The organism is Verrucosispora sioxanthis (assembly GCF_010560025.1).
In the GTDB taxonomy this organism is placed as follows: Bacteria; Actinomycetota; Actinomycetes; order Mycobacteriales; family Micromonosporaceae; genus Micromonospora; species Micromonospora palythoicola.
Map to the genome: position 1 here is coordinate 271,994 of NZ_SAIY01000009.1, position 27,000 is coordinate 298,993.

The 27,000-nt window shown below is 72.7% G+C and carries 27 protein-coding genes, 1 pseudogene and 1 riboswitch; of the genes and pseudogenes, 21 read left to right on the plus strand and 7 right to left on the minus strand.

Annotated elements, in window-relative coordinates; translation table 11 throughout:
* The first annotated feature begins 71 nt into the window (after positions 1-71).
* Genes ENC19_RS24040 through gltX form a run of 3 tightly spaced genes read left to right on the plus strand, consistent with a single transcriptional unit; the run spans position 72 to position 4,146 of the window.
* Positions 72-1,418, plus strand: coding sequence for a GH1 family beta-glucosidase (locus tag ENC19_RS24040; protein ID WP_235945050.1), 1,347 nt, complete (start codon positions 72-74; stop codon positions 1,416-1,418).
* Positions 1,415-2,686, plus strand: a complete 1,272-nt coding sequence (locus ENC19_RS24045; protein ID WP_164449328.1) for an MFS transporter — start codon at positions 1,415-1,417, stop codon at positions 2,684-2,686. The genes ENC19_RS24040 and ENC19_RS24045 overlap by 4 nt, the downstream gene beginning before the upstream one ends.
* 50 nt (positions 2,687-2,736) lie before the next feature.
* Positions 2,737-4,146, plus strand: coding sequence for a glutamate--tRNA ligase (gene gltX / locus ENC19_RS24050; RefSeq protein WP_164449329.1), 1,410 nt, complete (start codon positions 2,737-2,739; stop codon positions 4,144-4,146).
* 59 nt (positions 4,147-4,205) lie between these two features.
* Here the strand turns inward: gltX and ENC19_RS24055 are convergent, their stop codons facing one another.
* Positions 4,206-4,796, minus strand: a complete 591-nt coding sequence (locus ENC19_RS24055; RefSeq protein ID WP_281603318.1) for a copper resistance CopC family protein — start codon at positions 4,794-4,796, stop codon at positions 4,206-4,208.
* A gap of 243 nt (positions 4,797-5,039) precedes the next feature.
* On the opposite strand from ENC19_RS24055, the gene ENC19_RS24060 reads away from it, so the two are divergent.
* Entirely contained in the window at positions 5,040-5,687 is a 648-nt protein-coding gene (locus ENC19_RS24060; RefSeq protein WP_164449331.1) for a hypothetical protein, read from the plus strand.
* Positions 5,688-5,756: 69 nt separating this feature from the next.
* Here ENC19_RS24060 and ENC19_RS24065 read toward each other — a convergent pair whose 3' ends face one another.
* Positions 5,757-6,122, minus strand: coding sequence for a hypothetical protein (locus ENC19_RS24065; protein ID WP_164449332.1), 366 nt, complete (start codon positions 6,120-6,122; stop codon positions 5,757-5,759).
* 158 nt (positions 6,123-6,280) lie between these two features.
* Here ENC19_RS24065 and ENC19_RS24070 point away from each other — a divergent pair.
* The 6 genes and pseudogenes from ENC19_RS24070 to ENC19_RS24095 all read left to right on the plus strand — a co-directional run bounded on the left by ENC19_RS24070 (position 6,281) and on the right by ENC19_RS24095 (position 11,847).
* Positions 6,281-7,526 (plus strand): annotated as a pseudogene (locus ENC19_RS24070) (PucR family transcriptional regulator).
* A gap of 78 nt (positions 7,527-7,604) precedes the next feature.
* On the plus strand, positions 7,605-8,585 hold the full coding sequence (locus ENC19_RS24075; protein WP_164449333.1) for an ACP S-malonyltransferase: 981 nt from the start codon (positions 7,605-7,607) through the stop codon (positions 8,583-8,585).
* A complete protein-coding gene (locus ENC19_RS24080) occupies positions 8,582-9,526 on the plus strand; it encodes a beta-ketoacyl-ACP synthase III (protein WP_164449334.1) in 945 nt (314 codons plus the stop codon). Before ENC19_RS24075 ends, ENC19_RS24080 begins: the two co-directional genes overlap by 4 nt.
* Positions 9,527-9,609: 83 nt before the next feature.
* Positions 9,610-9,849: an acyl carrier protein gene (locus tag ENC19_RS24085; protein WP_007072348.1), complete on the plus strand. Its 240-nt coding sequence runs from the start codon at positions 9,610-9,612 to the stop codon at positions 9,847-9,849.
* Positions 9,850-9,851: 2 nt separating this feature from the next.
* On the plus strand, positions 9,852-11,078 hold the full coding sequence (fabF, locus tag ENC19_RS24090) for a beta-ketoacyl-ACP synthase II (RefSeq protein ID WP_164449335.1): 1,227 nt from the start codon (positions 9,852-9,854) through the stop codon (positions 11,076-11,078).
* A 136-nt stretch (positions 11,079-11,214) separates the two neighbouring features.
* Positions 11,215-11,847 carry a lipoprotein gene (locus ENC19_RS24095; protein ID WP_164449336.1) on the plus strand — a complete coding sequence of 211 codons (633 nt, stop codon included), beginning with the start codon at positions 11,215-11,217 and terminating at the stop codon, positions 11,845-11,847.
* Positions 11,848-11,854: 7 nt separating this feature from the next.
* Here ENC19_RS24095 and ENC19_RS24100 read toward each other — a convergent pair whose 3' ends face one another.
* The gene (locus tag ENC19_RS24100; protein ID WP_164449337.1) at positions 11,855-13,588 is read right to left on the minus strand and encodes a glycoside hydrolase family 3 protein; all 1,734 of its coding nucleotides are present in this window, start codon (positions 13,586-13,588) and stop codon (positions 11,855-11,857) included.
* Positions 13,589-13,638: 50 nt separating this feature from the next.
* Entirely contained in the window at positions 13,639-14,130 is a 492-nt protein-coding gene (locus ENC19_RS24105) for a DUF3145 domain-containing protein (RefSeq protein WP_164449338.1), read from the minus strand.
* 304 nt (positions 14,131-14,434) lie between these two features.
* Between ENC19_RS24105 and ENC19_RS24110 the strand changes: the two genes are divergently transcribed.
* A complete protein-coding gene (locus tag ENC19_RS24110; protein ID WP_111245442.1) occupies positions 14,435-14,764 on the plus strand; it encodes a hypothetical protein in 330 nt (109 codons plus the stop codon).
* Between the two features lie 78 nt (positions 14,765-14,842).
* Here ENC19_RS24110 and ENC19_RS24115 read toward each other — a convergent pair whose 3' ends face one another.
* A complete protein-coding gene (locus tag ENC19_RS24115; protein ID WP_328824364.1) occupies positions 14,843-15,361 on the minus strand; it encodes a carbonic anhydrase in 519 nt (172 codons plus the stop codon).
* A gap of 286 nt (positions 15,362-15,647) precedes the next feature.
* Between ENC19_RS24115 and ENC19_RS24120 the strand changes: the two genes are divergently transcribed.
* From ENC19_RS24120 to surE, 6 genes are all read left to right on the plus strand, one after another.
* Positions 15,648-16,571 carry an alpha/beta fold hydrolase gene (locus tag ENC19_RS24120; protein ID WP_164449339.1) on the plus strand — a complete coding sequence of 308 codons (924 nt, stop codon included), beginning with the start codon at positions 15,648-15,650 and terminating at the stop codon, positions 16,569-16,571.
* A 97-nt stretch (positions 16,572-16,668) separates the two neighbouring features.
* Positions 16,669-18,783 carry a HelD family protein gene (locus tag ENC19_RS24125; RefSeq protein ID WP_164449340.1) on the plus strand — a complete coding sequence of 705 codons (2,115 nt, stop codon included), beginning with the start codon at positions 16,669-16,671 and terminating at the stop codon, positions 18,781-18,783.
* Positions 18,784-18,862: 79 nt separating this feature from the next.
* Complete coding sequence (locus ENC19_RS24130; RefSeq protein WP_164449341.1) at positions 18,863-19,780, plus strand: cation diffusion facilitator family transporter; 918 nt, start codon at positions 18,863-18,865, stop codon at positions 19,778-19,780.
* A 152-nt stretch (positions 19,781-19,932) separates the two neighbouring features.
* Positions 19,933-20,064: riboswitch (cyclic di-AMP (ydaO/yuaA leader) on the plus strand.
* 4 nt (positions 20,065-20,068) lie between these two features.
* A complete protein-coding gene (locus ENC19_RS24135) occupies positions 20,069-21,172 on the plus strand; it encodes a coiled-coil domain-containing protein (RefSeq protein WP_164449342.1) in 1,104 nt (367 codons plus the stop codon).
* A gap of 216 nt (positions 21,173-21,388) precedes the next feature.
* Complete coding sequence (locus ENC19_RS24140; protein WP_208021003.1) at positions 21,389-22,369, plus strand: 1-phosphofructokinase family hexose kinase; 981 nt, start codon at positions 21,389-21,391, stop codon at positions 22,367-22,369.
* The gene (gene surE, locus ENC19_RS24145) at positions 22,366-23,190 is read left to right on the plus strand and encodes a 5'/3'-nucleotidase SurE (protein ID WP_164449343.1); all 825 of its coding nucleotides are present in this window, start codon (positions 22,366-22,368) and stop codon (positions 23,188-23,190) included. Before ENC19_RS24140 ends, surE begins: the two co-directional genes overlap by 4 nt.
* A 28-nt stretch (positions 23,191-23,218) precedes the next feature.
* Here the strand turns inward: surE and ENC19_RS24150 are convergent, their stop codons facing one another.
* Positions 23,219-23,584, minus strand: coding sequence for an STAS domain-containing protein (locus ENC19_RS24150; protein WP_164449344.1), 366 nt, complete (start codon positions 23,582-23,584; stop codon positions 23,219-23,221).
* A 335-nt stretch (positions 23,585-23,919) separates the two neighbouring features.
* Here ENC19_RS24150 and ENC19_RS24155 point away from each other — a divergent pair, with 335 nt between their 5' ends.
* The 4 genes from ENC19_RS24155 (at position 23,920) to ENC19_RS24170 (ending at position 26,425) form a co-directional block, all read left to right on the plus strand.
* Entirely contained in the window at positions 23,920-24,066 is a 147-nt protein-coding gene (locus tag ENC19_RS24155; RefSeq protein WP_164449345.1) for a hypothetical protein, read from the plus strand.
* Positions 24,067-24,262: 196 nt separating this feature from the next.
* The gene (locus ENC19_RS24160) at positions 24,263-24,676 is read left to right on the plus strand and encodes a hypothetical protein (RefSeq protein WP_164449346.1); all 414 of its coding nucleotides are present in this window, start codon (positions 24,263-24,265) and stop codon (positions 24,674-24,676) included.
* A gap of 433 nt (positions 24,677-25,109) precedes the next feature.
* Positions 25,110-25,799: a BON domain-containing protein gene (locus ENC19_RS24165; RefSeq protein WP_164449347.1), complete on the plus strand. Its 690-nt coding sequence runs from the start codon at positions 25,110-25,112 to the stop codon at positions 25,797-25,799.
* A 77-nt stretch (positions 25,800-25,876) separates the two neighbouring features.
* Positions 25,877-26,425 (plus strand): DsbA family protein, encoded by a 549-nt coding sequence (locus ENC19_RS24170; RefSeq protein WP_164449373.1) that lies wholly within the window; start codon positions 25,877-25,879, stop codon positions 26,423-26,425.
* A 121-nt stretch (positions 26,426-26,546) separates the two neighbouring features.
* On the opposite strand, the gene ENC19_RS24175 is transcribed toward ENC19_RS24170, so the two are convergent.
* A partial coding sequence (locus tag ENC19_RS24175; protein ID WP_164449348.1) for a helix-turn-helix transcriptional regulator occupies positions 26,547-27,000 on the minus strand: 454 nt, incomplete at its 5' end.

The following is a 27,000-nucleotide window of genomic DNA, read 5'->3' on the forward strand; positions in this document are numbered from 1 at the left end:
CCTATGGCGCACGGTCTCGCCGCCCCCTAGAGTTCCGAGCACATTTCGCGTTAGAGCGACCGGGAGGGCGTATGTCGACCGCACCGATGCCCGAGTTCCCCACCGGCTTCCGGTGGGGCGTCTCCACCTCCGCGTACCAGATCGAGGGCGCCGCCGGCACCGACGGACGGGGACCGTCCATCTGGGACACCTTCGCCCACACGCCCGGCCGGATCGTCGACGGCAGCACCGGCGACGTGGCCTGCGACCACTACCACCGGTACGCCGAGGACGTCGCCCTGATGGCCGGGCTGGGCGTCGGCGCGTACCGCTTCTCGATCGCCTGGCCCCGGGTGCTGCCCGGCGGCACCGGTGCGGTCAACTCCGCGGGGCTGGACTTCTACGAGCGGCTGGTCGACGAACTGCTCGCGCACGGCATCGATCCGGTCGCCACCCTCTTCCACTGGGACCTGCCCCAGTCGCTGGAGGACGCCGGAGGCTGGCTGAATCGGGACACCGCGCACCGCTTCGCCGAGTACGCCGACCTGGTGGCCGCCCGCCTCGGCGACCGGGTCCGGCTCTGGATCACCCTCAACGAACCGTTCATCCACATGAGCCTCGGGCACGCCACCGGTGTCCACGCCCCCGGCCGAATGCTGCTCTTCGACGCCTTCCCGGTCGCCCACCACCAGCTGCTCGGCCACGGCCTCGCGGTCGCCGCACTGCGCGCCCGCAGCACCAGCCCGGTGGCCATCGCCAACAACTACTCTCCGGTACGCGTCGTCGGCGCCGACCCGGCCGATGCCGCCGCGGCGGCGACCTACGACGCCCTGCACAACCACCTCTTCACCGACCCGCTGCTCGGTCGCGGGTACCCGGCGCAGCTGGGCTTCGACACCGCCGTGGTCCGCGACGGCGACCTGGAGGTGATCGCCGCGCCGATCGACGTGCTCGGCGTCAACTACTACAACCCCACGGCGGTACGCGCCCCCGAGGAGGGCTCGCCGCTGCCCTTCGAGCTGGTGCCGCTCACCGGCTACCCGCGTACCGCGTTCGACTGGCCGGTGGTACCGGACGGACTGCGCGAGCTGCTCGGCCGGCTGCGTGACCGCTACGGCACGGCGCTGCCGCCGATCCAGGTCACCGAGAGTGGCTGCGCCTACGACGACGCTCCCGACACCGACGGGCAGGTGCCCGACCCGGACCGGATCGCCTACCTCGACGGTCACCTGCGGGCCGTCCGCGGCGCCATCGACGACGGGGTCGACGTGACCGGCTACTTCGTCTGGTCATTTCTGGACAACTGGGAGTGGGCCGAGGGCTTCACCAAGCGATTCGGCCTGGTGCACGTGGACTTCGAGACCGGGCGGCGCACGCCCAAGTCTTCGTACGCCTGGCTGCGTGAGGTGATCGCGACCAACCGGCGGGAACCTCGGTGACCACCGTCGACCCCACCCCGGCCTCGCTGCCGGCCGCGCTCGCCGAGCCGACCGTGCCGGTCCGGCGCGGATGGATCGCGCTGCTGTTCGCCGCCAACCTCGGCGTCTGGATGGCCTTCTTCACCCCGATCCAGGTGCTGCTGCCGCAGCAGATCGGGCAGATCGCACCGACGGACAAGGAGACCATGCTGGCCGTGGTCACCGGCTTCGGCGCCCTCGCGGCGGTGCTCGCCAACCCGCTCGCCGGTGCCCTGTCGGACCGCACCTGCCTGCGCCTGGGCCGGTGGGAGTTCGGTCGCCGGCACGTCTGGACCCTCGGCGGCGCGGTGCTCGGCGCGCTGGCCCTGGTGCTGCTCGCCCAGGCGCGTACCGTCCTCGCGGTGACCGTCGGCTGGGTGGCCGCGCAGGTCTGTTTCAACGCGATGCTGGCCAGCCTGACCGCCGCGGTGCCGGACCGGGTTCCGGTCGCCCAGCGGGGCGGCGTCTCCGGCTGGGTCGGCATTCCGCAGGCGCTGGGACTGGTCCTCGGCGTCGTACTGGTCACCGTCCTGGTCACCGGCAACACCGCCGGTTACCTGGCCGTGGCCGCCGCCGTCCTGCTGCTCGCCCTGCCGTTCGCCCTGCGCACGGTCGACGATCCGCTGCCCCGCACCCACCGTCCGGCGCTGCGCGGCCTGCTCGCCGGGATGTGGGTCTCACCGCGCCGGTACCCGGACTTCGGCTGGGCGTGGATCACCCGGTTCCTGGTCCAGTTGGGCAACGCCTTCGGCACGCTCTACCTGCTCTACTTCCTCACCGACGAGGTCCGCGTCGCCGACCCCGAGGGCGGGCTGCTGGTGCTGATCCTGCTCTACACCGCCGGGTTGATGGCCACCACGGTCATCGCCGGCCGGCTCTCCGACCGCTCCGGCCGGCGGAAGGTGTTCGTGATCGCCGCGGGCGTGGTGATGGCCGTGGCCGCGCTGCTGCTGGCCGCCGCGCCCACCTGGCCGGTGGCGGTGGTCGCCGCGCTGGTCCTCGGCGCCGGCTACGGGGTGTACCTGTCGGTCGACGCCGCGCTGATCACCCAGGTGCTACCGAGAGCCACCGACCGGGCCAAGGATCTCGGCGTGATCAACATCGCCAACTCGGCGCCGCAGGTGCTCGGTCCGGCCGTCTCCGCGCCGATCGTGGTGCACCTGGGCGGATACCCGGCGCTGTACGCGACCACCGCGGCGGTGACCCTGCTCGGTAGCGTCCTGGTCCTGAAGATCCGCTCGGTGCCCTGAGGCGCACCCCTTGGCCGAATGCGGTAGCGGGTCGCCGTAGGCTGGAGGTCGTGACGGTACGTGTGCGCTTCGCCCCCTCCCCGACCGGTATGTTCCACGTCGGCGGTGCCCGCTCGGCACTCCAGAACTGGATCTACGCCAGGCAGCAGGGCGGGGTGTTCGTGCTGCGCATCGAGGACACCGACGCGGCCCGTAACTCCCCGGAGTGGACCGAGGGCATCCTGTCCGCGCTGGACTGGATCGGCATCGAACGGGGCAGTTACGAAGGACCCTACTTCCAGTCCTCGTACGCCGCTGAGCACCGGGACGCCGCGCGGCGGCTGTACGAGGCGGGTCGGGCGTACTACTGCGACTGCACCCGCGAGGCGGTGCAGGCCCGCACCGGCAACCAGTACACCGGCTACGACGGCTACTGCCGCGACCGGGGGCTGCCGCCCGGCGACGGCCGGGCGCTGCGCTTCCGCACTCCCGACGAGGGCGCCACCGTGGTGACGGACCTGATCCGGGGCGAGCCGACCTTCGAGAACAAGCTCATCGAGGACTTCGTCATCGCCCGGGGTGACGGCTCGCCGGTCTTCCTGCTGGCCAACGTCGTCGACGACATGACAATGGGCATCACCCACGTGATCCGGGCCGAGGAGCACCTGCCCAACACCCCGAAGCAGCAGTTGCTCTGGGACGCGCTCGGGGTGAAGCCGCCGATCTGGGCGCACGTGCCGGTGGTGGTCAACGAGAAGCGGCAGAAGCTCTCCAAGCGCCGCGACAAGGTCGCCCTGGAGGCGTACCGGGACGAGGGGTATCTCGCCGCGGCGATGCGCAACTATCTGATGCTGCTCGGCTGGGCACCCTCCGGCGACCGGGAGATCGTCCCCTGGTCGGTCATCGAGGACGAGTTCCGGCTGACCGAGGTCAACCCCTCACCGGCGTTCTTCGATGAGAAGAAGCTGCGCGCGTTCAACGGCGAGTACATCCGGGCGCTGCCCGTGGCCGAGTTCGTCGAGGCCTGCCAGCCCTGGCTGACCGGCACCGGCACCATCGCGCCGCCGCCCTGGCAGCCGGCCGAGTTCGACGCGGCCGTGTTCGCCGCGGTGGCCCCGCTGGCGCAGACCCGCATCGCGGTGCTCAGCGAGATCGTGCCGAATGTCGACTTCCTCTTCGTCGACCCACCGCTGATCGACGAGGCGGCCTGGACGAAGGCGATGAAGGAGGGGTCGGCGGAGCTGCTCGACGCCGCCGTCGCCGCCTTCGAGGCGGTCGATTCGTGGGACGCGGAGACGCTCAAGGCAACGCTGGAGGCGGTCGGTGCGGAGCGCGGGCTCAAGCTCGGCAAGGCCCAGGCGCCGGTACGCGTGGCGGTCACCGGTCGTACCGTCGGTCTGCCGCTGTTCGAGTCGCTGGAGGTGCTCGGGCGCGAACGCGCCCTGACCCGGATGCGCGCGGCCCGGGTCCGCCTGGTCTGACCCTCCACGCCGGTGCGCCGGGCCCGGCGCACCGGCCCGCGTGGCTGGGCCGGAAGCGTTCAGCGGCGGCCGGCAGAGCGACGGCGGATCAGCCGGGCAGCGGCCAGGACGGCCAGCAACAGCAGCACCGCGACGGCCGCCCACCACCATCCGCCGCCGGAGGACTCGTCCGACCGGGGCACCGGGCTGACGAGCGCCGGAGTGGTCGGTGCCGGGGTGCTCTCCGCCGTGCCAGGATCCGTCGGATCGGCGGTGGTGGGTGCCGGGGACGGGTCGGCGGGCGTGTCGGTGGTGAGCGTGAACCGCACCTCGCCGGAGATCGGGTGACCGTCGGCGGACATCAGCCGGTAGCCGACGATGTACAGCCCTGCGGCACCCGGCGCGAACGGCACGCTCACCCGGTTGCCGGCGAACCGCGGCTGCCCGCCCGCCGCGTCGACATTGTCCGGCCCGGTGATCGTGACCTTCGTCGTGTCCTCGTCGACCGTGGCCAGGAAGCGCAGCTCCACGCGCTCCGGAGCCTCGGCCACCCGGGCACCCTCGCGAGGGCTGCTGCCGGTCAACTGGTTGTGCGCGGCGGCCGGCACCGCGGGTATCAATAACGACACACCGAACGCCACGCCGAGCACCACTGCCCAGGACCACGACACGCGCGATATCCTGCCCACCATCATGGCCTCCGCAAAGGTAAAATCCGGCCGCTGCATCGCGCCTGGCCGTCGAGCGAGTCGCAATCGCAGATAGTTCCAATTAGTGTTCCATCAGCTGCAACCGATCGGCGTTCCGCGGAGTCTTTGAGTGGGTACCTGTCCTGCGGGCAGGGGCACCACCGTCAGCCTGCCAACGTGTGACCCCTGCAGCACGGCCACCATCGAACGGGGCGAGGAGGCGGCATGGTCCGACGGATGAGGCGATTGACCGGAGCGACGGTGGGTGCGGTGGCGGCGCTGTTGCTGTCGCTCGCCTCCGCCGAGGCGGCCGAGGCGGCACCGAAGACGCCGCCGGCCGGCGTGGACATCACCGGGCACGGGCTCGCCGAGCCGTTGCGGTTGCGTGCCGACACCCACCCCGCGCATGTCGTCGCCGTCATCGAGCAGGTGAATCACAAGGGCCTGGTCCGCCAGTCCGGTGGCCCGAAGAAGGCCGACCTCGGTCCGAAGTACACGGTCCTGGTGCTGGCCGGCGACGCTCCGAAGCAGACCTACGACCTGTACCCGAAGGCGGTCGGCGGGCCGCGCGTCTACCGCCCCGCCAAGCAGCCCGACCGCAAGGTCAGCGCGGCCTGGTATCTCGGGCGGGTGAGCATGTCCGAGACGCTGCGCACCGCCGGTGTGCCGCTGGAGCGGACCTACGAGGCGGTCAGCGGTGGGGTCGGCGGAGGTGAACGCATCATCCCCGAGGAAGCGCTCAACCCCGCGCAGGACATCAACGAGGCGTTCAGCGAACTGCGCCGCCTGCTCCTGCTGAACGTCGCGGTGGTGCTGGTCATCACCCTCGGACTCGCCGGGATCGCGCTACTGATCCGCCGCCGTACCCACTGAGCCACCGCGCGGTCGAGGTCCGGCCGGCCCGCGAGCACGCCGCCGGCCGGGCTCGCCCTGTCCCTCAGCTCAGCACCAACGACCCGGCGGACGTTCCCGCCGCAGGTTGCGGTGCGCCGGACGAACCGGCCCGTGTCGGTGCGCCCCGGCCCAGCCGGGCAGGTCACTGCGGCACCCACCGGCCGCCGGATCGGTCGGCCCGGCGGTGGCCGGCTCGACGCCGCGCTGACGGGGCACCGGCGACTCGCCGCCGAGCTGCCGGTTGGTCGTGGGATCGTCCTCCGGACGTTCCGGCACGCGACCGGTGACCGGCTCGGCCGGATGGGCCAGGCCGGGCGGCCGGCGGTGATGCTTGGCGAGGGCCGGCTGCTCGTGCGGGCCGGGTCGGCACGGCTCACCCTGGGCACAGCCGTGGTCGGCCTCCCCGTACGCCATCGGCGTCTCCTCACGCTCGCCCTCACCCGCCGGCGCCCACCCGACGTGCCCTGTCACCGTACTGGCCGGTTCTGACCGGCCGCGCAGCGCGTACCGGTCGACCGCCGGTGCCGACGCCTGCCGTCGAGGTCCAGCTCAGCGCATGTCAGGCTAAGCGGGTGAGCGAGTCGGGCGGTACGGACCTGTCGGCCACGCTGCGCCGGATCGAGCGGGCGGCCGGCGCGCTGGCCACCGCGAGCGTGGTCCGGATGGACGAGACCCTGCCCTGGTTCCGGGAACTGCCGGCCGACCAGCGCTCCTGGGTGATGCTGGTGGCCCAGGCCGGTGCCCGCTCCCTGGTCCAGTGGTTGCGCTCCGGGGGCGGGGCCGCCGAGGGCACCCAGGAGGTTTCCGACGAGGTGTTCGCCACCGCGCCGCAGGCGCTGGCCCGCTCGATCACCCTCCAGCAGACCGTCGCCCTGATCAAGGTCACGATCGACGTCGTCGAGGAGCAGGTCGGCGACCTCGCCGCCCCCGGTGAGGAGCCGCAGCTGCGGGAGGCGGTGCTGCGGTACTCCCGGGAGATCGCCTTCGCCGCCGCCCGGGTCTACGCCCGGGCCGCCGAATCGCGCGGTTCCTGGGACGCCCGGTTGCAGGCCCTGCTGGTGGACGCGCTGCTGCGCGGCGACTCGCCGGACGTGCTGGCCAGCCGGGCCGCCGCGCTGGGCTGGACGGATGCGCCGCCGGTGGCGGTGGCGGTCGGTCACTCCCCGGCGGCGAGGTCGCCGCGGTCCTGCACACCGTCTACCGGCAGGCCCGCCGGATCGGGGTGGAGGTGATCGGCGGGGTGCACGGCGACCGCCTGGTCATCGTGCTCGGTGGGGCGGCGGACCCGGTCGCGGCCACCGGCAAGCTGCTCACCGCCTTCGGCGACGGGCCGGTGGTGGTCGGTCGGCGGTGCCGAGCCTGGACGAGGCGACCGAGTCGGCGCGGGCGGCGTTGGCCGGATACCGTGCCGCCCCGGCGTGGCCGGCGGCACCACGTCCGGTGCACGCCGGTGACCTGCTGCCCGAGCGGGCTCTGGCCGGCGACGCCGAGGCCCGCCGGCGGCTGCGCCACGACGTGTACGCGGTGCTGGTCCGCGCCGGCGGTGAGCTGCTGGAGACGCTGGACGCCTTCTTCGCCGCCGGTGGCACGCTGGAGAGCGCCGCGCGGGCGCTGTACGTGCACCCGAACACCGTGCGCTACCGGCTGCGGCGGATCTCCGAGGTGACCGGCTTCAGCCCGCTGGCCCCCCGGGACGCGTTCGCGCTGCGGGTCGCGCTGACCGTCGGCCGGCTCGACCCGGTGGTACCGACCCAGACATTGGCCCCACCGGTCAGTAAAAGATCACAGCATGGTGATGACCAGCGTCAGTCTTTGTAGGATCCCTCCAACTGTCCTAGTGCGGTTTGGTGCCAGCCGGCACAGCGCAACCCATGGGTATCCAGGAGAGTCATAGACGTGCTCGCCGTACTCTGCCCCGGCCAGGGTTCCCAGAAACCCGGCTTTCTGACCCCCTGGCTCGACCTGCCCGACGCCGAGTCCCGACTGCACTCGTGGTCCGAGCTGGCCGGCGTCGACCTGGTGCACCTGGGCACCACCGCCGACGCCGACGAGATCCGGGACACCGCCCGCACCCAGCCGCTGCTGGTCACCGCGGCACTGCTCGCCGCCGAGCACCTGCCGATGCGCCAGGTCGCGGTGACCGCGGGACACAGCGTCGGTGAGCTCGGCGCGGCGGCGCTGGCCGGGGCGCTGCCGGCGGAGGCGGCGATCACCCTCGCCGGCGTACGTGGCCGGGAGATGGCCGCCGCCTGCGCGCTGGAGCCGACCGGCATGGCCGCGGTGCTCGGTGGCGACCCGGACGAGGTGCTCGCCGCGATCAGCGCGCACGGGCTGCACGCCGCCAACCGCAACGGTAAGGGCCAGGTCGTCGCCGCCGGTGCGCTCGACGGGTTGGAGAAGCTGGCCGCCGAGCCCCCGCAGCGGGTCCGGGTCGTCCGGTTGCAGGTGGCCGGTGCCTTCCACACCCCGTACATGGCTCCGGCGGAGACGGCGCTGGCCGCCGTCGCCGCCGGGACCACCCCGAACGACCCGGACCGCATCCTGCTGTCCAACCTCGACGGGATGGCCGTCGACACCGGCCGGGAGTTGCTCGACCGACTGGTCCGGCAGGTCACCGCCCCGGTCCGCTGGGATCTCTGCATGGCCACTCTCGCCCGCCTCGGGGTGACCGGCGTGCTCGAGCTGCCGCCCGCCGGCACGCTCGCCGGCCTGGTCAAGCGGGAACTCGCCGGTGCGAACGCACCGGAGATCGTCACCGTGAAGACCCCGGACGACCTGCCCGCCGCCCGGGATCTCATCGCCCGGCACGGCACGGTCGACGAAACCAGTACGCACATGTCTCGCGACGACAACCACGCTGGGGAGGCCTCGTCATGACGGGCAGCCGGATCCTGTCCCTCGGGCACTACCAGCCGTCCCGGGTGGTGACCAACGACGAGATCGCCCAGCTGGTGGAGACCAACGACGAGTGGATCCGCGACCGGGTCGGCATCGCGACCCGCCGGATCGCCGGTGACGAGACGGTCGCCGACATGGCCGCGGCCGCCGCCGACAAGGCGCTGGCGAACGCCGGCCTGACCGCCGCCGACATCGACCTGGTCGTGGTGGCCACCTGCACCTCGATCGACCGCAGCCCGAACGTGGCCTGCCGGGTCGCCGCCAAGCTGGGGATCAACGCCCCGGGGGCGTACGACGTCAACACCGCGTGCTCCGGTTTCGCGTACGCGCTGGGCACGGTCGACCACGCGATCCGTGCCGGTGCGTCCCGCAACGCTTTGGTGATCGGTGCGGAGAAGCTGTCCGACTTCACCGACTGGACCGACCGCTCCACCTGCATCATCTTCGGTGACGGCGCGGGCGCGGCCGTGGTCACCGCCGCCGCGGAGGACGAGCCGGCGGGTGTCGGCCCGGTGGTCTGGGGCTCCGTGCCGGAGCGCGGCGACGCGGTGCGCATCGAGGGTTGGCGGCCGTACGTCGCCCAGGAGGGGCAGACGGTGTTCCGCTGGGCCACCACGGCGCTGGCCCCGCTGGCCCTGCAGGCGTGCGAACGCGCCGGTGTCGACCCGTCGGAGCTGGCCGCCTTCGTCCCGCACCAGGCCAACGCGCGGATCATCGACGGCATCGCGAAGCGGCTGAACATCGGCCAGGCGATCATCGCCAAGGACATCGTCGAGTCCGGCAACACCTCCGCGGCCAGCATCCCGCTGGCCCTGTCCAAGCTGGTGGAGCGCCGCGAGGTGCCCTCCGGCGCCCCGGTGCTGCTGTTCGGCTTCGGCGGCGGCCTCACCTATGCCGGTCAGGTCGTCCGCTGCCCCTGATACCCCCACGGCGCGCGGCGCCGAGGAGCGACGGGTGGCGTCGCCGCCCCGTCGAGAGAACCCGATGAGAGGAACCCACCGCAATGACCCGTGACGAGATCACCGCCGGCCTCGCCGAGATCCTCGAAGAGGTTGCCGGGGTGAACCCGGACGACGTGGCCGAGGGGAAGTCCTTCACCGACGACCTGGACGTCGACTCGCTCTCCATGGTGGAGGTCGTGGTCGCCGCCGAGGAGAAGTTCGGCGTCAAGATCCCTGACAACGAGGTGCAGAACCTCAAGACCGTCGGGGACGCCGTCAGCTACATCGAGGCGCAGTCCTGATCATGAGTCGCATCGACGTCGTCGTCACCGGGCTCGGCGCGACCACCCCGCTGGGCGGGGACGTCGCGTCGACCTGGGACGCCATGCTCGCTGGCCGCTCCGGGGTGAGTTCGCTCGCCCAGGAGTGGTCCGCGCAACTGCCGGTCCGGATCGCCGCCCAGCTCGCGGTCGATCCGGCCGGTCTGCTGGACCGGGTGAAGCTACGCCGGCTGGACCGCTCCGAGGCGATCGCCCTGATCGCCGCCCACCAGGCCTGGTCGGACGCCGGCCTGGCCGATTCCGGGCTCGACCCGGAGCGGCTCGGCGTCAGCGTCGGCTCGGGCATCGGCGGGGCGCTGACCCTGCTCGCCCAGGACGACGTGCTGGAGGCGTCCGGTCCCCGGCGGGTCTCCCCGCACACCATCCCGATGCTGATGCCGAACGGCCCGGCCGCCTGGGTCGGCCTGGAGTTGGGCGCCCGCGCCGGGGTGCATTCCGTGGCCAGTGCCTGCGCGACCGGCGCGGAGGCGATCGCGCTCGGCCTGGACATGATCCGTGCCGGCCGCGCCGACGTGGTGGTGGCCGGCGGCACCGAGGCGGTGATCCACCCGCTGCCGATCGCCGGTTTCTCCTCGATGCGCGCGATGTCGACCCGCAACGACGAGCCGGAGCGGGCCTCCCGCCCGTGGGACAAGGGCCGTGACGGCTTCGTGCTCGGCGAGGGTGCCGGCGTCATCGTGCTGGAGCGGGCCGACCACGCCGCCGCCCGGGGCGCCCGGGTGTACGCGCGGCTCGCCGGCGCGGGCATCACCTCCGACGGCTTCGACATCGTCCAGCCGCACCCGGAGGGTGCCGGCGCGATCCGGGCGATCGCGAAGGCGATCTCCGACGCGGACGTGGCGAAGTCCGACATCGTCCACGTCAACGCGCACGCCACCTCGACCCCGGTGGGCGACATCGCGGAGATCACGGCGTTGCGAGCCGCGCTGGGCGACCACCCGGTGCTCACCGCCACCAAGTCCATGTCCGGTCACCTGCTCGGCGCGGCCGGGGCGCTGGAGTCGATCGCCACCATCCTGGCGATCCGCGACGGGGTGGTGCCGCCGACGATCAACCTGGACGACCCGGACGACGGTCTCACCCTGGACGTGGCGGCCAACAAGGCGCGGCACATGGACGTGCCCGCCGCGCTCAACAACTCGTTCGGCTTCGGCGGCCACAACGTGGCGCTGGTCTTCACCCGCCCCTGAGCCGACTTGAGTGTCGGGAAACGCCGTGACCTGCGGCGTTTCCCGACACTCCGGGACCGGCGGCACGACGACTTGACGCCCGCCCGCCACCCCGCTTTGCTGGCTCCCTTGTCGATCAATGACGGGGGTTGGGGACGTGGGACGACTGACCATCGCGGCGGCGACGCTGACCATCGGGCTGCTCGGTGGCTGCGGCGGCACCGGGGAGGATGCCGGCGGCGCGACCGGCGAGCCATGGCACGACGAGGTGACCGCCGCGGCGTCCGTGGACATGGTCGGCGGCGGAGCGCCCTGCCCGCTGCCGGTCACCTTCGGGCTGGCCGACGGCTGGGCGGCCGAGCCGATCGAGACTCCGGCGGCCAGCGACGAGTTGGGTGACATCGTGGCGGAGGCGCTGACCCGTCGTGGCGGTTCGACAGTGCGCTGCGAGCTGGACGGTCGTGCGGTGGTGCCGGGTTTCCTGCGGGTCTGGACGGCCGACGACGCTGGCACGCCGGCGCGACAGGCGCTGGAGGCGTTCGTCACCGCCGAGCCGGAGTCGAGCGGGCCGCAGTACCGCCAGACCCGCACCGGCGACCTCGACGTGGTGGAGGCGACCTGGCTCAGCCGGCGGGCGCTCACCGACTCCGACGTGCGGGAGTGGGCGCTGGCCGTGACGGTGGCCAACCGGACGGTGCTTGTCGAAGCGAGCAGCACCAGCCTCGGTGAGCCGGTCGACGTGCTGCCCGCGTACCGGCTGGCCCGCGACACCCTCGTCGCGACGCCCTGACCCGGGGTCAGTCCGCGCAGGTGGTGGTGGGCAGCCCGGGCACCTTGACCGGGGCGCGGCCCGCCGGGCGGGTCTTACCGGCGAGCACGTCGGCGAGCGCGGTCATCGATGCCCGGCTGGACGAGTAGGTGGCCAGCAGGGTGGCCGATTTCGCCTTGGCGAGCACGTACGGGGTGTCCATGGCGACGGTGACGGCCGCGCCGGTCCGCAGGTCCTGCGCGCCGTCGCCGTAGCCGACCAGATGCACCACGGTGCCGCCCTTGAGCACCACCTGCACGCCGGCCTTGGTCAGTGCCTTGGTCAGCGCCGCCCGGGTGTGCGCCCGCCCGCCAGACGAGGTGACGGTCACCGGACCACGGACACCCGTGGTGTCGCACCGGCCGCGCAGCACGGTCACCGCCCCGGCAGCCAACGCCTCGGCCGCTTCGCGGTGTGCCGGTGCACCAAGCGTGGACAACGCCGGTGTGGGTGTGTCGCCCAGGGTGAACTTCATGGTCAGTACGCGGGTGGCCGCCTCGACCAGCCGGCTGCGTGGCAGCGTGCCGTCGCGCAGCGCGGTCAGCAGCCCCTCGTACGCCTGCCCGACGTGCGGGGGCATGAGGATCAGGTCGTTGCCGGCCTTCAGCGCCCGCACCGCCGCCTCGCCCGGCGGGAAGCGACGGGCCGGCGCCATGTTCATGCCGTCGGTGATCACCACACCCGCAAAGCCGAGTTCCCCGCGCAGCACCTCGGTGAGCAGCTTGTACGAGAAGGTGGCGGCCACGCCCGGGTCGATCGAGCGCACGTCGAGGTGGGCCGACATCACGGCCAACGCGCCGGCCTCGATGCCGGCGGTGAACGGCGGCCACGCCTCGGCCGCCAGCTCGCCCCGGGACTGCGGGAGCCGGGGCAGGTCCGTGTGGGAGTCGACGGCGCTGTGCCCGTGCCCCGGGAAGTGCTTGAGGGTGGCGGCCACCCCGGCGGACTGCAGTCCGCGTACCGCGCCGCCGACCTGGTCGGCCGCCCGCTGGGGATCCGAACCGAAGGACCGGGATCCGATCACGGCGCTGCGGGTCACCAGCACGTCCGCGACCGGCGCGAAGTCCACGTTGATGCCCATGGCGGTCAGTTCGGTGCCGGCGGCACGCCAGGCGGCCTCGGTCAGGTCCGGGTCACCGGCGGCGCCGGCACCGAGCGCGCTGGGCAGCATGGTGACCCCGTCGGTGATCCGGGTGACCACGCCGTACTCCTGGTCGGTGCCGATCAGGAAGGGCGCCGTGCCGGCGGGCAGCCGCCCGGCGGCCTCGCGCAATCCGGTGGTCAGGTTGCGGACCTGCTTCGGATCGTCGACGTTCGTGGTCTCCTGGTTGCCCTGGGTGGGGTCGTCCGCGCTGAAACCCACCAGGATCAGCCCACCGAGGCGGTACTTCTCGATCATCTCGGCGGGCGTGTCCACCCCGGCCAGTGCCCGGTTGCCGGCCGCCGAACCGGCCGACACCTTCGTCGCGTGGTCGCCGTAGGCGTACGGCATCAGCACCTGGCCGACCAGGTCCTCGTCGGCGAGTTCGCCGACCAGGGTCGCGGCCAGGGTGGCCGGATCCTCTGGCGGGGTGCTCGACGGCGGCGCGGGCTGCGGGGCCGTTGTCGAGGCAGGGCCCGCCGAGGGTTGTTGACCGGCCCCGGAACAGCCGGCGACGAGCAGCGCGGTCACCAGGCCGAGCGCGGCGGCGACGCGCCGAGGGGTAGTCGACACGCGGACCATCCCACCAGTTCACCGCGTACCGGGCAACTTGACCGCTGCTCGCGCCCCGGTCAGCCCACCCGGGTGAGCAGGGTCACCGGTGCACCGTCGCCGGCGTGGCGGTACGGCTCCAGTTCGGCGTCCCACGCGGTGCCGAGTGCCTTGTCGAGGGCGTGCGCCAGGGCCTCCGGCGCCCGCGCGCCCGCCATGATGCTGCGCAGCCGGTCCTCGCCGAGTTGGATGTCCCCGGCGGCGCCCACGGTCGCCCGGAACAGGCCGCGGCCCGGCACGTGCATGAAGCGCTCACCGTCGACGCCCGGGCTGGGCTCCTCGGTGACCTCGAAACGGATCATGGGCCACTGCCGGAGGGCAGCGGCCAGTTCGGCGCCCGTTCCCGGGCGACCGGACCACCCGCACTCGGCCCGGCGGGCGCCGGGATCGACGGGCTGGGCCGTCCACTGCAGGTTGACCGGCGCGGCGAGGACGCGCGCGATCGCCCACTCGACGTGCGAGCACACGGCGAGCGGGGTCGAGTGGACGTATACGACGCCACGCGTTGGCACGGTGACCTCCCGGAGTGCGAGGTGCGTCTTCCCCTACGACCTCGCCCGATCCGGGCTTGTGGAACACATGATGACTGCTGTGACGGATGGTACGCCAGGGAATCGGAAAATCCGCCGCCCGGAATACCCGGACAGGTGACCGGGGTTCCACCTCCTGACGCCGCGATGACCAGCCGGCATCGTGGGTCGTGTACAGTTCCATCGGCGGCCTGTGCCGCGTAAGCCTCCGCGGGTCTCGCCTTGACGGCGCCCGCACCAGCCCCCGGACGTTCCGTCCTCCGTACGTCTTGCAAGGAGTACCTCCGTGGCGAGCAACACCTCTAAGACCGCGCGCGCGTCAGTCCGGGCCGGCCAGGCTGGCCAGGGTGGCGCCCTCAGCGTGCTGGGCGAGTTCAAGTACCTCATCCCGCTCAACGGCGGCAAGCACGCCTACGTGCGGAACCTCACCAACGGCAAGACGGCGCACCTGCGCACCGACTCCGAGGCCTTCGTCGAGGAGATCCGGGTGCTGGCCGCCGCCGGCCACGCCGCCAAGATCCGCGCCGAGATCAACGGTCTCAACGCCGCCCACCCGGGCGACGGCTGGGACGCCACCGAGAAGCGCCTGGTCGAGGCCGGCGTCTTCGAGGCCTGATCGGCCGAGGGCGCGCCGCGCCCGCCCCGTACCACCTGTGAACGCCCGTCGGGTCCCCCCCGGCGGGCGTTCACCGTCTCATGCCCGTTCCGGCGGGTCCAGCAGGGCCACCTCACCGGTGGCGAGGTCGTAGACGGCTCCGGTGACGGCGAGCCGACCGGCGGCGACCGGCGGCGTCAGCCTGGGGTCGGCGCGCAGCGCGGCCACCGTACGGACCACATGCCGGCGGACGGCGAGCGGCAGCAGGTCCTTCTCGTCCAGCCCCACCTCGGTGACCGCCGGCACGATCCGGTCGACCAGATGGGCCAGCGCGCCGGCCGGACGCCGACCGGTGCGCAGGGAGTCGATGGTCGCCTGCACCGCCCCGCACTGCTCGTGACCCAGCACCATCACCAGCGGTACGCCCAGCACCTCGACCACGTACTCGATCGAGCCCAGCACCGCCCGATCCAGCACGTGCGCCCCGGTACGGATGACACAGATCGAGCCGAAGGTCTGGTCGAAGATCGCCTCCAACGGCACCCGCGAGTCGATGCAGCCCAGCACCACGGCGTACGGCTGCTGGTCGCCCGAAGCGGTCGCGGCCGCCGCGGTCACGTCGTGACCGTGCACCGGTTGCCGCTGACGAACCGCCGGTTGCCGGCGAGCAGCTCGGTCAGGGCCGCGCGCGGCGTGCCCCGCGGGCCTGGCCGGCGAGCGCGGAGCCGGCGGGGTTGCCACCCGTGGTTGCCATGCCTCTCAGCCTGGCCGGGTCGTCGCCCCGCCGAGAGCCGATCGACGAGATCTTCTCAACACCCCGGTTGGCGTGTTGTCATGACGGGTAGCCGGTGTTACCACCGGGTATCCCCGGTGTTACGCGATCGTGCGCCGTGGGGAGGTGGCGATGCCGGAGCCGACCGAGGTACGGCTGGGCGACGACGTACGCCTGCACGTGGAAACCGCCGGCCCGACCGACGCCGAGGTGACCGCCGTGCTGCTGCACGGCTGGACCCTGGACGGACGCAGTTGGCACCGGCAGCTGGCCGCCGTCCGCGAGGCGTTCGGCTCGGTCCGGGTGGTCACCTACGACGCGCGTGGGCACGGCCGGTCCAGCTGCATGGCCCTGCCCACGGCCACCCTGGCCCAACTCGGTGACGACCTGGCCGCGGTGCTGGACACGGTGGCACCCACCGGCCCGGTGGTGCTGGTCGGCCACTCGATGGGCGGCATGACGATCATGGAGTACGCGCACCGTCACCCGGACCACTTCTCCCGACGCACCGCCGGACTGGTCTTCGTCTCCACCACCGCCGAGGGCCACACCCACACCGTCTACGGTCTTTCGCCCCGGATCGCCCGGATCATCCGGTTGGCCGAAACCACCGGAGCGGGAGTCCTCGCCCGCTGCGGCGCCTGGCGACCACCTCGGGCACTGCTGCGGGCGCTGCGCCCGAGCATCCGGTGGATGCTCTTCGGGGACCGCTGCGATCCCACGGACATTCGACTGGTCACCTCGGCCGTGGCCCGCGCCTCGCTGCGGTCGATCGGCGGGTTCCGGGCCTCCATCGGCACCCAGCACCGGCTGGACACGCTCACCGCCCTGGCTCACCTGCCGGCCGCGGCGCTGGTCGGCGACCGGGACCGGCTCACCCCGCCACCGTGCGCGGAGTCGATCGCCGCCGCGCTGCCGGCCACCGACCTGACCGTCTGCCCCGGTGCCGGACACATGCTGATGATGGAGCGGCCCGAGGAGGTGAACGCCGCCCTGGCCGGCGTGTTGCGCCGGGTTCTGGATGATCTCCCGGCCGGACGGCGCGTCTCCGGCTGACCGCCGACCACCTCGGCCGAGGTGCCCTTCCGGCCAGGTCGAACGCGGGGCGTAATCTCGTGCGGTTGGCCGGGCGGCGTCACGAGGAGAGCGAGCGGTGGATCAGAGCACCCTGGATCAGGAGATCGCCGCCGAGCAACGGCATCTCGACCGGGTGTACGCGCGACTGGCTGAGCTGCGCCGATCCGCCGTCCGCGCGGAGCGGGAGGGCTACCGGCTCGCCCGGGTCGGCAACTTCGGTGCGCTCGTCGAGCGGGACGCGATGGTCTTCCACGCCGCGCAGCGACGCCACCTGCTCGACGCCGAGTACGAGGGGCTGGTCTTCGGCCGCCTCGACCTGCGTGACGGGCAGACCCTGTACGTCGGGCGACTCGGTATCCGCGACGAGGACGCCACCACCCTGGTGGTGGACTGGCGGGCCCCGGCCGCCGCCGCCTTCTACCAGGCGACGCCGGCCGAGCCGCTCGGCGTCGTCCGGCGCCGCACGATCCAGTCCAGCCGCGAGCGGGTCACCCGGATCGAGGACGACCTGCTGGACCCGGACGCCGCCCCACCGGACATGCCGGTGGTCGGTGACGGCGCGCTGCTGGCCACCCTGTCCCGGACCACCGGTCGCGGCATGCGGGACATCGTGGCCACCATCCAGCGCGAGCAGGACGAGGCGATCCGCTCCCCCGGCTCGGGAGTCACGATCGTCTCCGGTGGCCCGGGCACCGGCAAGACGGCGGTGGCGCTGCATCGCGCGGCATACCTGCTCTACACCGACCGCAGCCGGTACGCCGGGGGCGGCATCCTGGTGATCGGCCCCTCCTCGGTCTTCGTCGAGTACATCGCCTCGGTGCTGCCGTCGCTTGGTGAGGACACCGCCACCCTGCACTCGCTGGGCACCCTGTTCCCCGGGGTGGTGGCCACCCGCACCGACCCGCCCGAGGTGGCGGCGGTCAAGGGTTCGCTGCGGATGCGCCGGGTGCTGGAACGGGCCGCCCGGGACGCGGTGCCCGACGCCCCGCCCGAGCTGCGCCTGCTGTACCGGGGCACGCTGCTGCGGCTGGAGCGGGCCGAGCTGGACGCCATCCGGGAGCGGGCGCTGCCTCGTGGCGCCCGCCGCAACGAGGTGCGTCGGGCCGGCTTCGACGGCGTGCTCGCCGCGCTCTGGGCGCAGGCCCGCCGGCTGGGCATCGCCGGGTTGCCCGAGCAGCGCGCCTTCGAGGACGAGCTGATCGACCGGACCGATTTCCGCGACTTCCTGAAGGCGTGGTGGCCCCGGCTGCATCCGCGGCACGTGCTCGCCTGGTTGGCCGATCCGCAGCGGTTGCGCCGGTACGGCGCGGGACTGCTCTCCGGCGCCGAGATCCGGCTGCTCGGCTCGGCCTACCGGGGGTTGGCCACGGATGGTCTGACCGTCGCCGACGTCGCGCTGCTGGACGAGCTGGACGCGCTGCTCGGCAAGCCGATGCGCGCTGCCCGCCGGAAGCGGGACCCGTTCCAGTTGGCCGGTGGGGTACGCGAGCTGAGCACGTTCGCCGACCGGCAGCGAACCGCCCGGCAGGCCGCCCGGGAGCGCCCCGAGGATTACCGCGACTACGCCCACCTGGTGGTCGACGAGTCCCAGGACGTCTCACCGATGCAGTGGCGGATGGTGGGCCGGCGCGGCCGGTTGGCGTCCTGGACGGTGGTGGGCGACCCGGCGCAGACCGCGTGGACGGGGGATCCGCAGGAGTTGGCCCGGGCCCGCGACCAGGCGCTGGGTCGCCGTCGTCGGCACCGTTTCACGCTCACCACGAACTACCGCAACTCGGCCGAGATCTTCGCGGTGGCGGCGGCCGAGATCCGGCGGGCGTACCCCGATCTCGCGCTGCCCACCGCGGTCCGCTCCACCGGGATCGATCCGGTGCGGCTCGTGGTGCCGGCGCCCGAGTTGGAGACCACCGTCGTGACGGCCGCCAGCGCCCTGCTCGGCGAGGTGGAGGGCACCGTCGGGGTGATCACGCCGGTGCCGCGACGGGACCAGGTCGCGGCCTGGCTGGGAGCCCATGGCGGCGATCGGTTGCAGGTGGTGACCAGCCTGGAGGCCAAGGGCATGGAGTACGACGGGGTGGTGCTGGTCGCCCCGGCGGAGATCCGGGCGGAGCCCGGCGCCGGTGTCCGTACTCTCTACGTCGCGCTGTCCCGGGCCACCCAGCGGTTGACCACCGTCGACCCGACCGGTTGAGTCGCGAGCCGACGCTTGCACTCATAGCGATGTTGGCATAGGTCCGTCCCCGGCCCGCCTGACGACGCAAGGTGTCTGGGTGGGCGCCGGCCATGACCACCACCACGCTGCGGTCTCAAACGCCGCACACCGCCACTCCGGCCGGCTGTGGGCGGCGTTCGCCCTGCTCAGCGCCCTGATGCTGATCGAGGCAGGCACCGCTTTGCGGACCGGTTCGCTGGCCCTGCTCTCCGACGCCGGGCACATGTTCACCGATGTGCTGGGCATCGGCATGGCCCTCGCGGCCGTGGCCGCCACCCGGCGGGCCGACACCGACCCACAACGCACCTTCGGGCTCTACCGGCTGGAGGTGCTCGCGGCCCTGGCCAACGCCGTACTGCTCTCCGGCGTCGCGGTGTACGTGCTGATCGAGGCGGTACGTCGATTCGGGGATCCGCCCGAGGTGCTCGCCGGCCCGGTTCTGGTGGTGGCGGCGCTCGGCCTGCTCGCCAACGTCGCCGCGTTCGCGCTGCTGCGCCCGGGGGCGCGGGAGAGCATCAACCTGCGGGGGGCCTACCTGGAGGTGCTGGCGGACCTGCTGGGCTCGCTGGGCGTGATCGCGGCCGCCCTGCTGATCGCCGTGACCGACTGGTGGTGGGCCGATCCGCTGGTGGCGGTCGCGATCGCCGTGTTCATCCTGCCCCGCACCTGGCGCCTGGGCCGGGCAGCGGTACGCATCCTGGTCCAGGCCGCACCGGAGCACCTGCAGGTCACCGCGGTGCACGACCGGCTGGCCGCGGTACCGGGCGTGGCCGGCGTCCACGACCTGCACGTCTGGACGTTGACCTCCGGAATGGAGGTCGCCTCCGCACACCTGACCGTCAGTCCGGACGCCGATGTCGGCACCGTCCTGGCGGCGGCCCGCTCGGCGCTGCACGAGGACTTCCAGATCGAACACGCGACCCTCCAGGTCGAGCCGCGTACCGACCCCGGGGGTTGCGGGTCGGTGCGGTGGTGACCAGGCCAATCGGAGAAAAGTAGGTTATTGTCCGATTTGCTCTGGTCTACTAGTCAACAACCGAACACCAGCAGTAACAGCAGCTGCACCGGTCACGTGCGCACCGGTAGGCTCTGACCCGGCCACCGCCAGGCGGCACCCACCGGTGCCGGCGGCGGCCGCCGCCTAATCGCCCGCCAGGGCGAACCGGGGAACCACGTTCCTGGGGTGTATCCGCGCCAGCGGTAGGGATCTTCCGTCCCGAACCCGTCAGCTAACCCGGTCGGCGGCTGACGGAAGGACATGTGCATGCCAGCAGTGGCAACGGTAAGACCGGCCGCCCGTACGGCGGCCCTGATCGCCGCCGCGCTCGCCCTCACCCTCGGCGTCGCGCTGGCTCCCTTCTCCCCAGCGACCGCCGCACCGCAGGCGTTGCGCGCGGCGGCACCGGGAGATGTGGACGACGAGGGCGGCACCCCGGCACTACGGGCCCAGTTGGAGGCGGCCAGCAAGGGCTATCTCGACGCCAAGACGGCGCTCGACCGCTCGGTGAAGCGACAGAAGAAGCTGGCCGAGCAGCTCAAGACGACCGAGAGCCAGGTCGCCGAGCGCGGTACCAAGGTCGCCGAGATCGCCGCGCAGGCGTACCGCACCGGACGGCTGGGTGCCGCGTCGGCGCTGCTCAACAGCGGGTCACCGGCCGGTTTCATGGACCGGGCGGCGGCGCTGGACGCGGTGGCCGCCAATGAGGACCGTGCGCTGCGGGAACTCCAGACCGCCCGGGACGAGGTCAGCGCCACCAAGCTGGCCCTGGACGCGGAGATCCAGGAACAGCGCAAGCAGGTGGCCGTGATGGCCAAGCGCAAGGACCAGGCCGAGCGGGCGTTGACCGTGGCCATCGAGCGGGACGAGGCGGCCGAGCGGGCCAGGGCCGCCGAACGGGCCGCCCGGTCACCGTCGCGTAGCGGCGGGTCGAGTCCCACCGCCAAGCCCGCTCCGCGTAACTCCGACGGGTCGTGGCCCTCGGAGTCGTGCAGCGTCAACGACCCCACCCCGGCCAACGGCTGCATCACCCCACGCACCCTGCACGCGCTGAAGCAGGCCAAGTCGGCTGGCTTCACCCGGTACGTCTCCTGCTACCGCTCCGGCGGCTCGGGCGAGCACCCGAAGGGTCGGGCCTGCGACTTCGCGGCCCAGAAGAAGGGCTTCGGCGGGGACGCGACCGGAGGTGACCGGACCTACGGCAACAACCTGGCGGCGTACTTCGTCAACAACGCCGACCGGCTCGCGGTGCTCTACGTGATCTGGTACAGGCAGATCTGGTTGCCCAGCAGCGGCTGGAAGTCGTACAGCGGTGCCCGCGGTGACCCGTCCAGCGACCACACCAACCACGTTCACCTGTCGGTGTACTGACCTCCTCGTCGCGCCGGGTGAACCGCTCTTCACGAGCGGTTCACCCGGCGTTGCGTTTTTCCGTCGGCCGGCCGGGCACCGTCCCTTCGGCGCGCGTCGACGCGTCTCGTTGGATACCGTCGTACCAGGAAGCGGTATTTGTCCGCTAGCGGGAGGAACGCCCATGGACGAGCGAATCGCCAGGCCCGGCGACGGTACGGACCACGGAGTGCGTTCATGAGCGGCCGCGTCATGATCTTCGCGCCGACCCCGCTGCTGACCGTCACCATCGACCAGCCGAGCGACGCACCGGAGCTGCACCTGCACCCGGGCGGGCAGGGGGTGTGGCAGGCCAGGATGGTGCTGTCCCTCGGCGTCGACGTGGTGCTCTGCGCGGCACTCGGGGGCGAGGTCGGGCAGGTGCTGGAGCCGTTGCTGGTCAGCGAGGGGGTCGACCTCAAGGTGGTGGCCCGCGACTCCGGTGGCACCGGCGGGTACGTGCACGACCGTCGCGAAGGTACCCGTCGGGAGGTCGTCGACGTGATCGGCCAACCGTTGAGCCGGCACGAGCTGGACGAGCTGTACAACCTCGCGCTCGGCGAGGGCCTGCGCGCGCCGGTGAGCGTGTTGAGCGGCCCGAACCATCCGTCCCTGGTCCCCGCCGACCTCTACCGGCGTTTTGCCGCCGATCTCGGCGCCAACGGCGGCCGGGTGGTGGTGGACCTCTGCGGCGAGCACCTGACGGCCGTCCTGGAAAGCGGGGTCTTCTTCCTCAAGGTCAGTCACGAGGAGCTGATCGCCGACGGGCGGGCCGAGGGCGACGACGAGGAACAGCTCACCCGCGCGATGTACGACCTGCACGCCTCCGGTGCCGAGAACGTGGTGGTCAGCCGGGCCGACAAGCCCGCGTTGGCACTCGTCGACGGCGAGGTGTTCACGGTGCGGATGCCGCGCCTGGAGGCGGCCGACCCCCGCGGGGCGGGCGACTCGATGACCGCCGGGGTCGCCGCCGTGGTGGCCCGGGGCGGCGATGTGCGCACGGCGATCCGTACCGGCGCGGCGGCCGGCGCACTCAACGTCACCCGGCACGGCCTCGGCACCGGCCGACTCGACTCGATCAACGGCCTCGTCGACCGGGTCCGACTCGAACCGGCGGGCAGCCGTCCGCAGGAGCGGACCACCCCCGACGAGCTGGCGCAACGGGCGGGTGGCCGGTGAGGCTACGGGTCCTGATCACCAACGATGACGGGATCGCCGCGCCGGGCATCCAGGCGCTGGCCCGGGCGGCCGTCGACCGGGGCCTGGACGTGGTGGTGGCCGCCCCGTTGGAGGAGGCCAGCGGCACCAGCGCCGCGATGAGCGCGGTGGAGCAGGACGGGCAGGTGGTGGTCCGCGAGCATCCGCTGCCGGAACTCGACGGCGTGCCGGCGTTCGGCGTCGGTGGCTCACCCGGGTTCATCGCGCTCATCGCCGTACACGGTGCCTTCGGACCGCCGCCGTCGGTGCTGCTTTCAGGAATCAACCGGGGCGCCAACGCGGGGCGCGCGGTGCTGCACTCCGGCACGGTGGGAGCCGCCTTCACCGCCGCCGCGAACGGCTGCCGGGCAATGGCGGTCTCGCTGGACGTGCTCTCGGCCGGTGAGGCGACCGCGGCCAGCGGCGGTGCCGCGGTGGCGGCCGCCGCCCGGGTACGCGACGCCGAACGGAACTGGGCCACCGCCGCCCGGGTCGCCCTGGACCTGCTGCCCCGGCTGACCGCGGCGCCGACGGAGAGCGTCCTGAACGTCAACTCGCCGGATCTACCGCTGGGTCGGCTGCGCGGGGTACGCCAGGCCACCCTGGCCACCTTCGGCCAGGTGCAGATGACCGTCGCCGAGTCCGGACACGGCTTCGTCCGCACGTCGTTGGAAGAGCCGGGCCAGGCGGTACAGCCCGGCACGGACCTGGCCCTGCTCGCCGACGGCTACGCCTCGGTGACCGCGGTGCGGGCGGTCACCGAGGTGGCTGACGTGGATCTGTCCGGCCTCGACGGGGAGTGATCCGCTCCCGTCGGCCAGTCGGGGCGGGTCAGGCCCCAGGGACTGCCTCGGAGGCCGTGGCGGCCCCGGCGTAGTAGGGCTCGGGCGCGCCGAAGAGACCGAGCAGACCGGTCACCCAGAGCTGCCGGTGGACGAACCGGCTCGGCTCGGTGACGATCAGCTTCACTCCGCTGACCTCGGCGGTCTGGAAACCGGCGACCATGGCGCTGATGCCGACCGAGTCGATGAAGGTGACCAGCCGCATGTTGAGCTCGATCCGGGCCGGCCGCCCCTTGGCCAGCACCTCGGCGATGGCCTCTTTCACCTCGTACGCGGTGTCGACGTCGATCTCGCCCCGAGGGGCGATCTCGATGACACCACCGGGCCGAACCGTCTGCAGGATCGACAGGCTCACGCGAGCACCTCCACTCGCCCGTACGACGGGCGCCTCATCAGTACGCGGGCCGCGACCGACAGTATTCCTTCAACCACCTCGGTCGCCACCCCTCGGGATGAGCAATTCACGGACAGGGGCAGGGTAAATCGCCCATATCCGAACTTTATTGGCTTTATCACTTGGCGCTCGGCCACGCCGACGCCGCCGAACCAGGGTAGCGGGCCGAGGCCATTCCCGTCGTTTCCCATCGCTGCCGGCGTGCCCCGAGAGAACCGGTCTGACCTGCGCGCGGCGGACGAGGGTGGCACGGTGTGCCTAGCATCACGGGTGACCCCTATGACGGGAGGACCATCATGCTTCGCAGACTCGCCGCGCTCGCCGGTGCCGGTGCCCTGCTCGCCCTCGTGCTGGCCTGCGGGTTCGGCGGTGGTGACGGTGACGACGACGATGACGACGACGACTTCGCCCGACCGGCGGTGGTGGCGGTGGTCACCGGCTGACCCCACCCGCCCGGCGAGCCCCACGCGGAGCACGCCCGGAGCACGCGCCGATTCCTCGGGGCCGGACGCCAGCAGCTGAGGGTTTGCGGCCGGGCCGGTGGGGGCACAGCCTCCGATGCGAACCGCCACCGGCCGGACAACGCCGCCGACAGCTGATGCGTGCACCGGCTCCGGCTCTGTCGAGGAGGGAACCATCATGTTCGGAACACATCTGCTGGACCGCCGTAGCAAGCCGGAGCGGATCGCGGACCAGGCGTGGCAACACCTCGTCTCAGCGGTGAACAGCGCGGGCGACAGCATCCGCGACACCGCCCGCACCGCCCGCCACAGCTCCGCCGGTCTCGCCGGTGACGCCGGAGACCTGGTCGAGTCGGCCGCCGAGGAGGCCCGGCACCGCGCCAGTCTCGCCTTCGACGCGCTCGCCGGACGGCGGCCGGCGCTGCCGTGGACGTTGCTCATCGGCGCCGCCCTGGTCGGTGCGGCGGTCGGCTGGGCGGCCGGCACCGCCGCACGCGCCGCCGGAAGTCGTGACCGCGCCATGGAGGACATCGAGTTCGTCGACGTGGACCGCCCCGACTCCCCCGCCGACCCCACCGCTCCCGTCAACTGACGCATCCGGTGACAACGGGCCCCACCGACCGACCAGGCCGGGCGGGGCCCGTCGTGCTGCCGGCCGGCACCCTCACTTCTTGCCCCGGGGAGCGCGGACGTCGGCCCGCGCACCATGTGTCGCCGGACCTGTCTCGGCCGCCGGCAGGGGCGTCGACGCCGTCCCTCGTCCGATCCGGGTGAGGCAGCCTCATCCGGACACCCACCAGGCTCGGTCGTGGCGGACCTGGCCTGCCGAGCCCGACACGGGTTGAGCGCCGGGGCCTGCCTGGGCCGGACCCGGTGCGGGTTCTGCGCCCGGGCCTGCCTGCGCCGGACCCAGCGCGGGTCAGCAGCGCGTGGGTGGCGGCGCCGCACCGCGCCACGGTGGCGTGCGTTCCGCGGCGGCCCTGCCGCGCGATCCGCGCCCACCCCTGCGGAGAAGGGAGTGACCGATGGCCAGCATCTCGACGATCAACCGCACCGATCAGGACATCCAGTCCGCGGTGCTCGACGAACTCGGCTGGGAGCCCCGGGTACGGCCGCACGAGATCGGGGTGGCCGTCACCGAGGGCGTGGTGACGCTGACCGGGCGGGTGGACAGCTACGCCAAGAAGTGGGCGGCCGAGCGTGCCGCGCACCGGGTCACGCAGGTGCGGGCGGTGGCCAACGACCTCGCGGTGCGACTGGTGACCGGTGCCGAACGCACTGACCCGGAGATCGCCGCCGCGGTCCAGCACGCCCTGCAGTGGCAGGCGTTCGTGCCGGTCGACGCGCTCGACGTGACGGTTTCCCAGGGCTGGGTCACCCTGCACGGCGAGGTCGAGTGGGAGTACCAGCGCCGCGCCGCCGAGCGGGCCGTCGGCCAACTGAACGGCGTACGTGGGGTCAGCGACGGCATGACCGTACGGCCGCCGGTACGCCCGGACGGTGCCCTCCTGGCCCGGCGCATCGTCGACGCGCTGGCCCGCAACCGTGCCACCGACGCCGAGCAGGTGACGGTACGCGTGCACGGCGACACGGTGCTGCTGGGCGGGCTGGTGCACTCGATGCCGGAACGCGCCGAGGTGGAACGGGTCGTCTGGTCCGCTCCCGGCATCCGTGAGGTGCAGAACCACATCGCGGTCGCCCCGGTGCTGCGCTGAGCCGTGGCGGAACCACCCGGGTCGGGTGAGCCGCGCTCACCCGACCGGGCCCGAGGCTGGGGGATATGACCGACCAGCTGACCACGCCCCTGCAGGTCACCGCGCGACTGCGCACCCCCGTCACGGAGCACGACCACATCCGTGGTCCGCACAGCGCACCGGTGACGATCGTCCAGTACGGCGACTTCCAGTGCCCCTTCTGCGGCCTGGCCCACGCCAACCTGACGGAGGTGTTGCGGCAGCGCGCCGACACCGTCCGGCACGTCTACCGCCACTTCCCGATCACCAACGTGCACCCGTACGCCGAGCGGGCCGCCGAGGCCGCCGAGGCCGCCGGGCGGCGGGGCAGGTTCTGGCAGATGCACGACTGGCTCTACGACCACCAGGACCAGTTGGATCCGGTGCACCTGACGCTCGGCGTCGAGCAGCTCGGCCTGCCCGTCGACGAGGTGGAGGCGGAGATCGGACGCCACGCACACGGCGACCGGATCCGGCACGACTTCGTCGGCGCCATTCGCAGCGGCGTGGACGCCACCCCCACCCTCTTCGTCAACGACATCCGCCACGACGCCGACTTCGCCCCGGCCACCCTGCTCGCCGCCGTCGACGCCGCCGCCGCCCCCTGACCCAGATTGATCATGAGGTTGTTGTCGCGCCACGCCGAACGGCGGGGACAACAACCTCATGATCGACGAGACGGTCGCGGGGTGGGGCGGGTCAGGGTGGGGCGGGTCAGGGTGGGGCGGGTCAGATGAGATGGAGTTGGCGGGCGCGGCGGACGGCGTCGCGGCGGCGGGTCGCGTCGAGCTTGCGGTAGATGTTGCGGACGTGGGTCTTGACGGTGTTGACCGAGACCGACAGCTCCGCCGCGATCTCCACGTTGGAGAGGATGCTCTGCAGGTAACGCAGGATCGTCAGCTCCCGCTCGGTGAGCGGCTCGTCCAGCGGTGCCACCACCGCGTCGGCGGTGCCGGTGCCGCCCGTCGGCGCGGCCGGGGTGTCGGCGGCGCGTACCAGGTCGCTCACCAGAGACCAGTGGGCGGTGCCGGAGTCGAGATGGACGGCGAGCAGCTCCCGCACTCCCGGCTCGGCCCGCAGGAACGGGCGACGGTGATCGTCCGGTGCGGCCAGGTCCAGCGCCTGCTCCAACATCCGACCCGCCCGACGGTCGTCACCGGCCCGGACGGCCAGCACCGTGGCC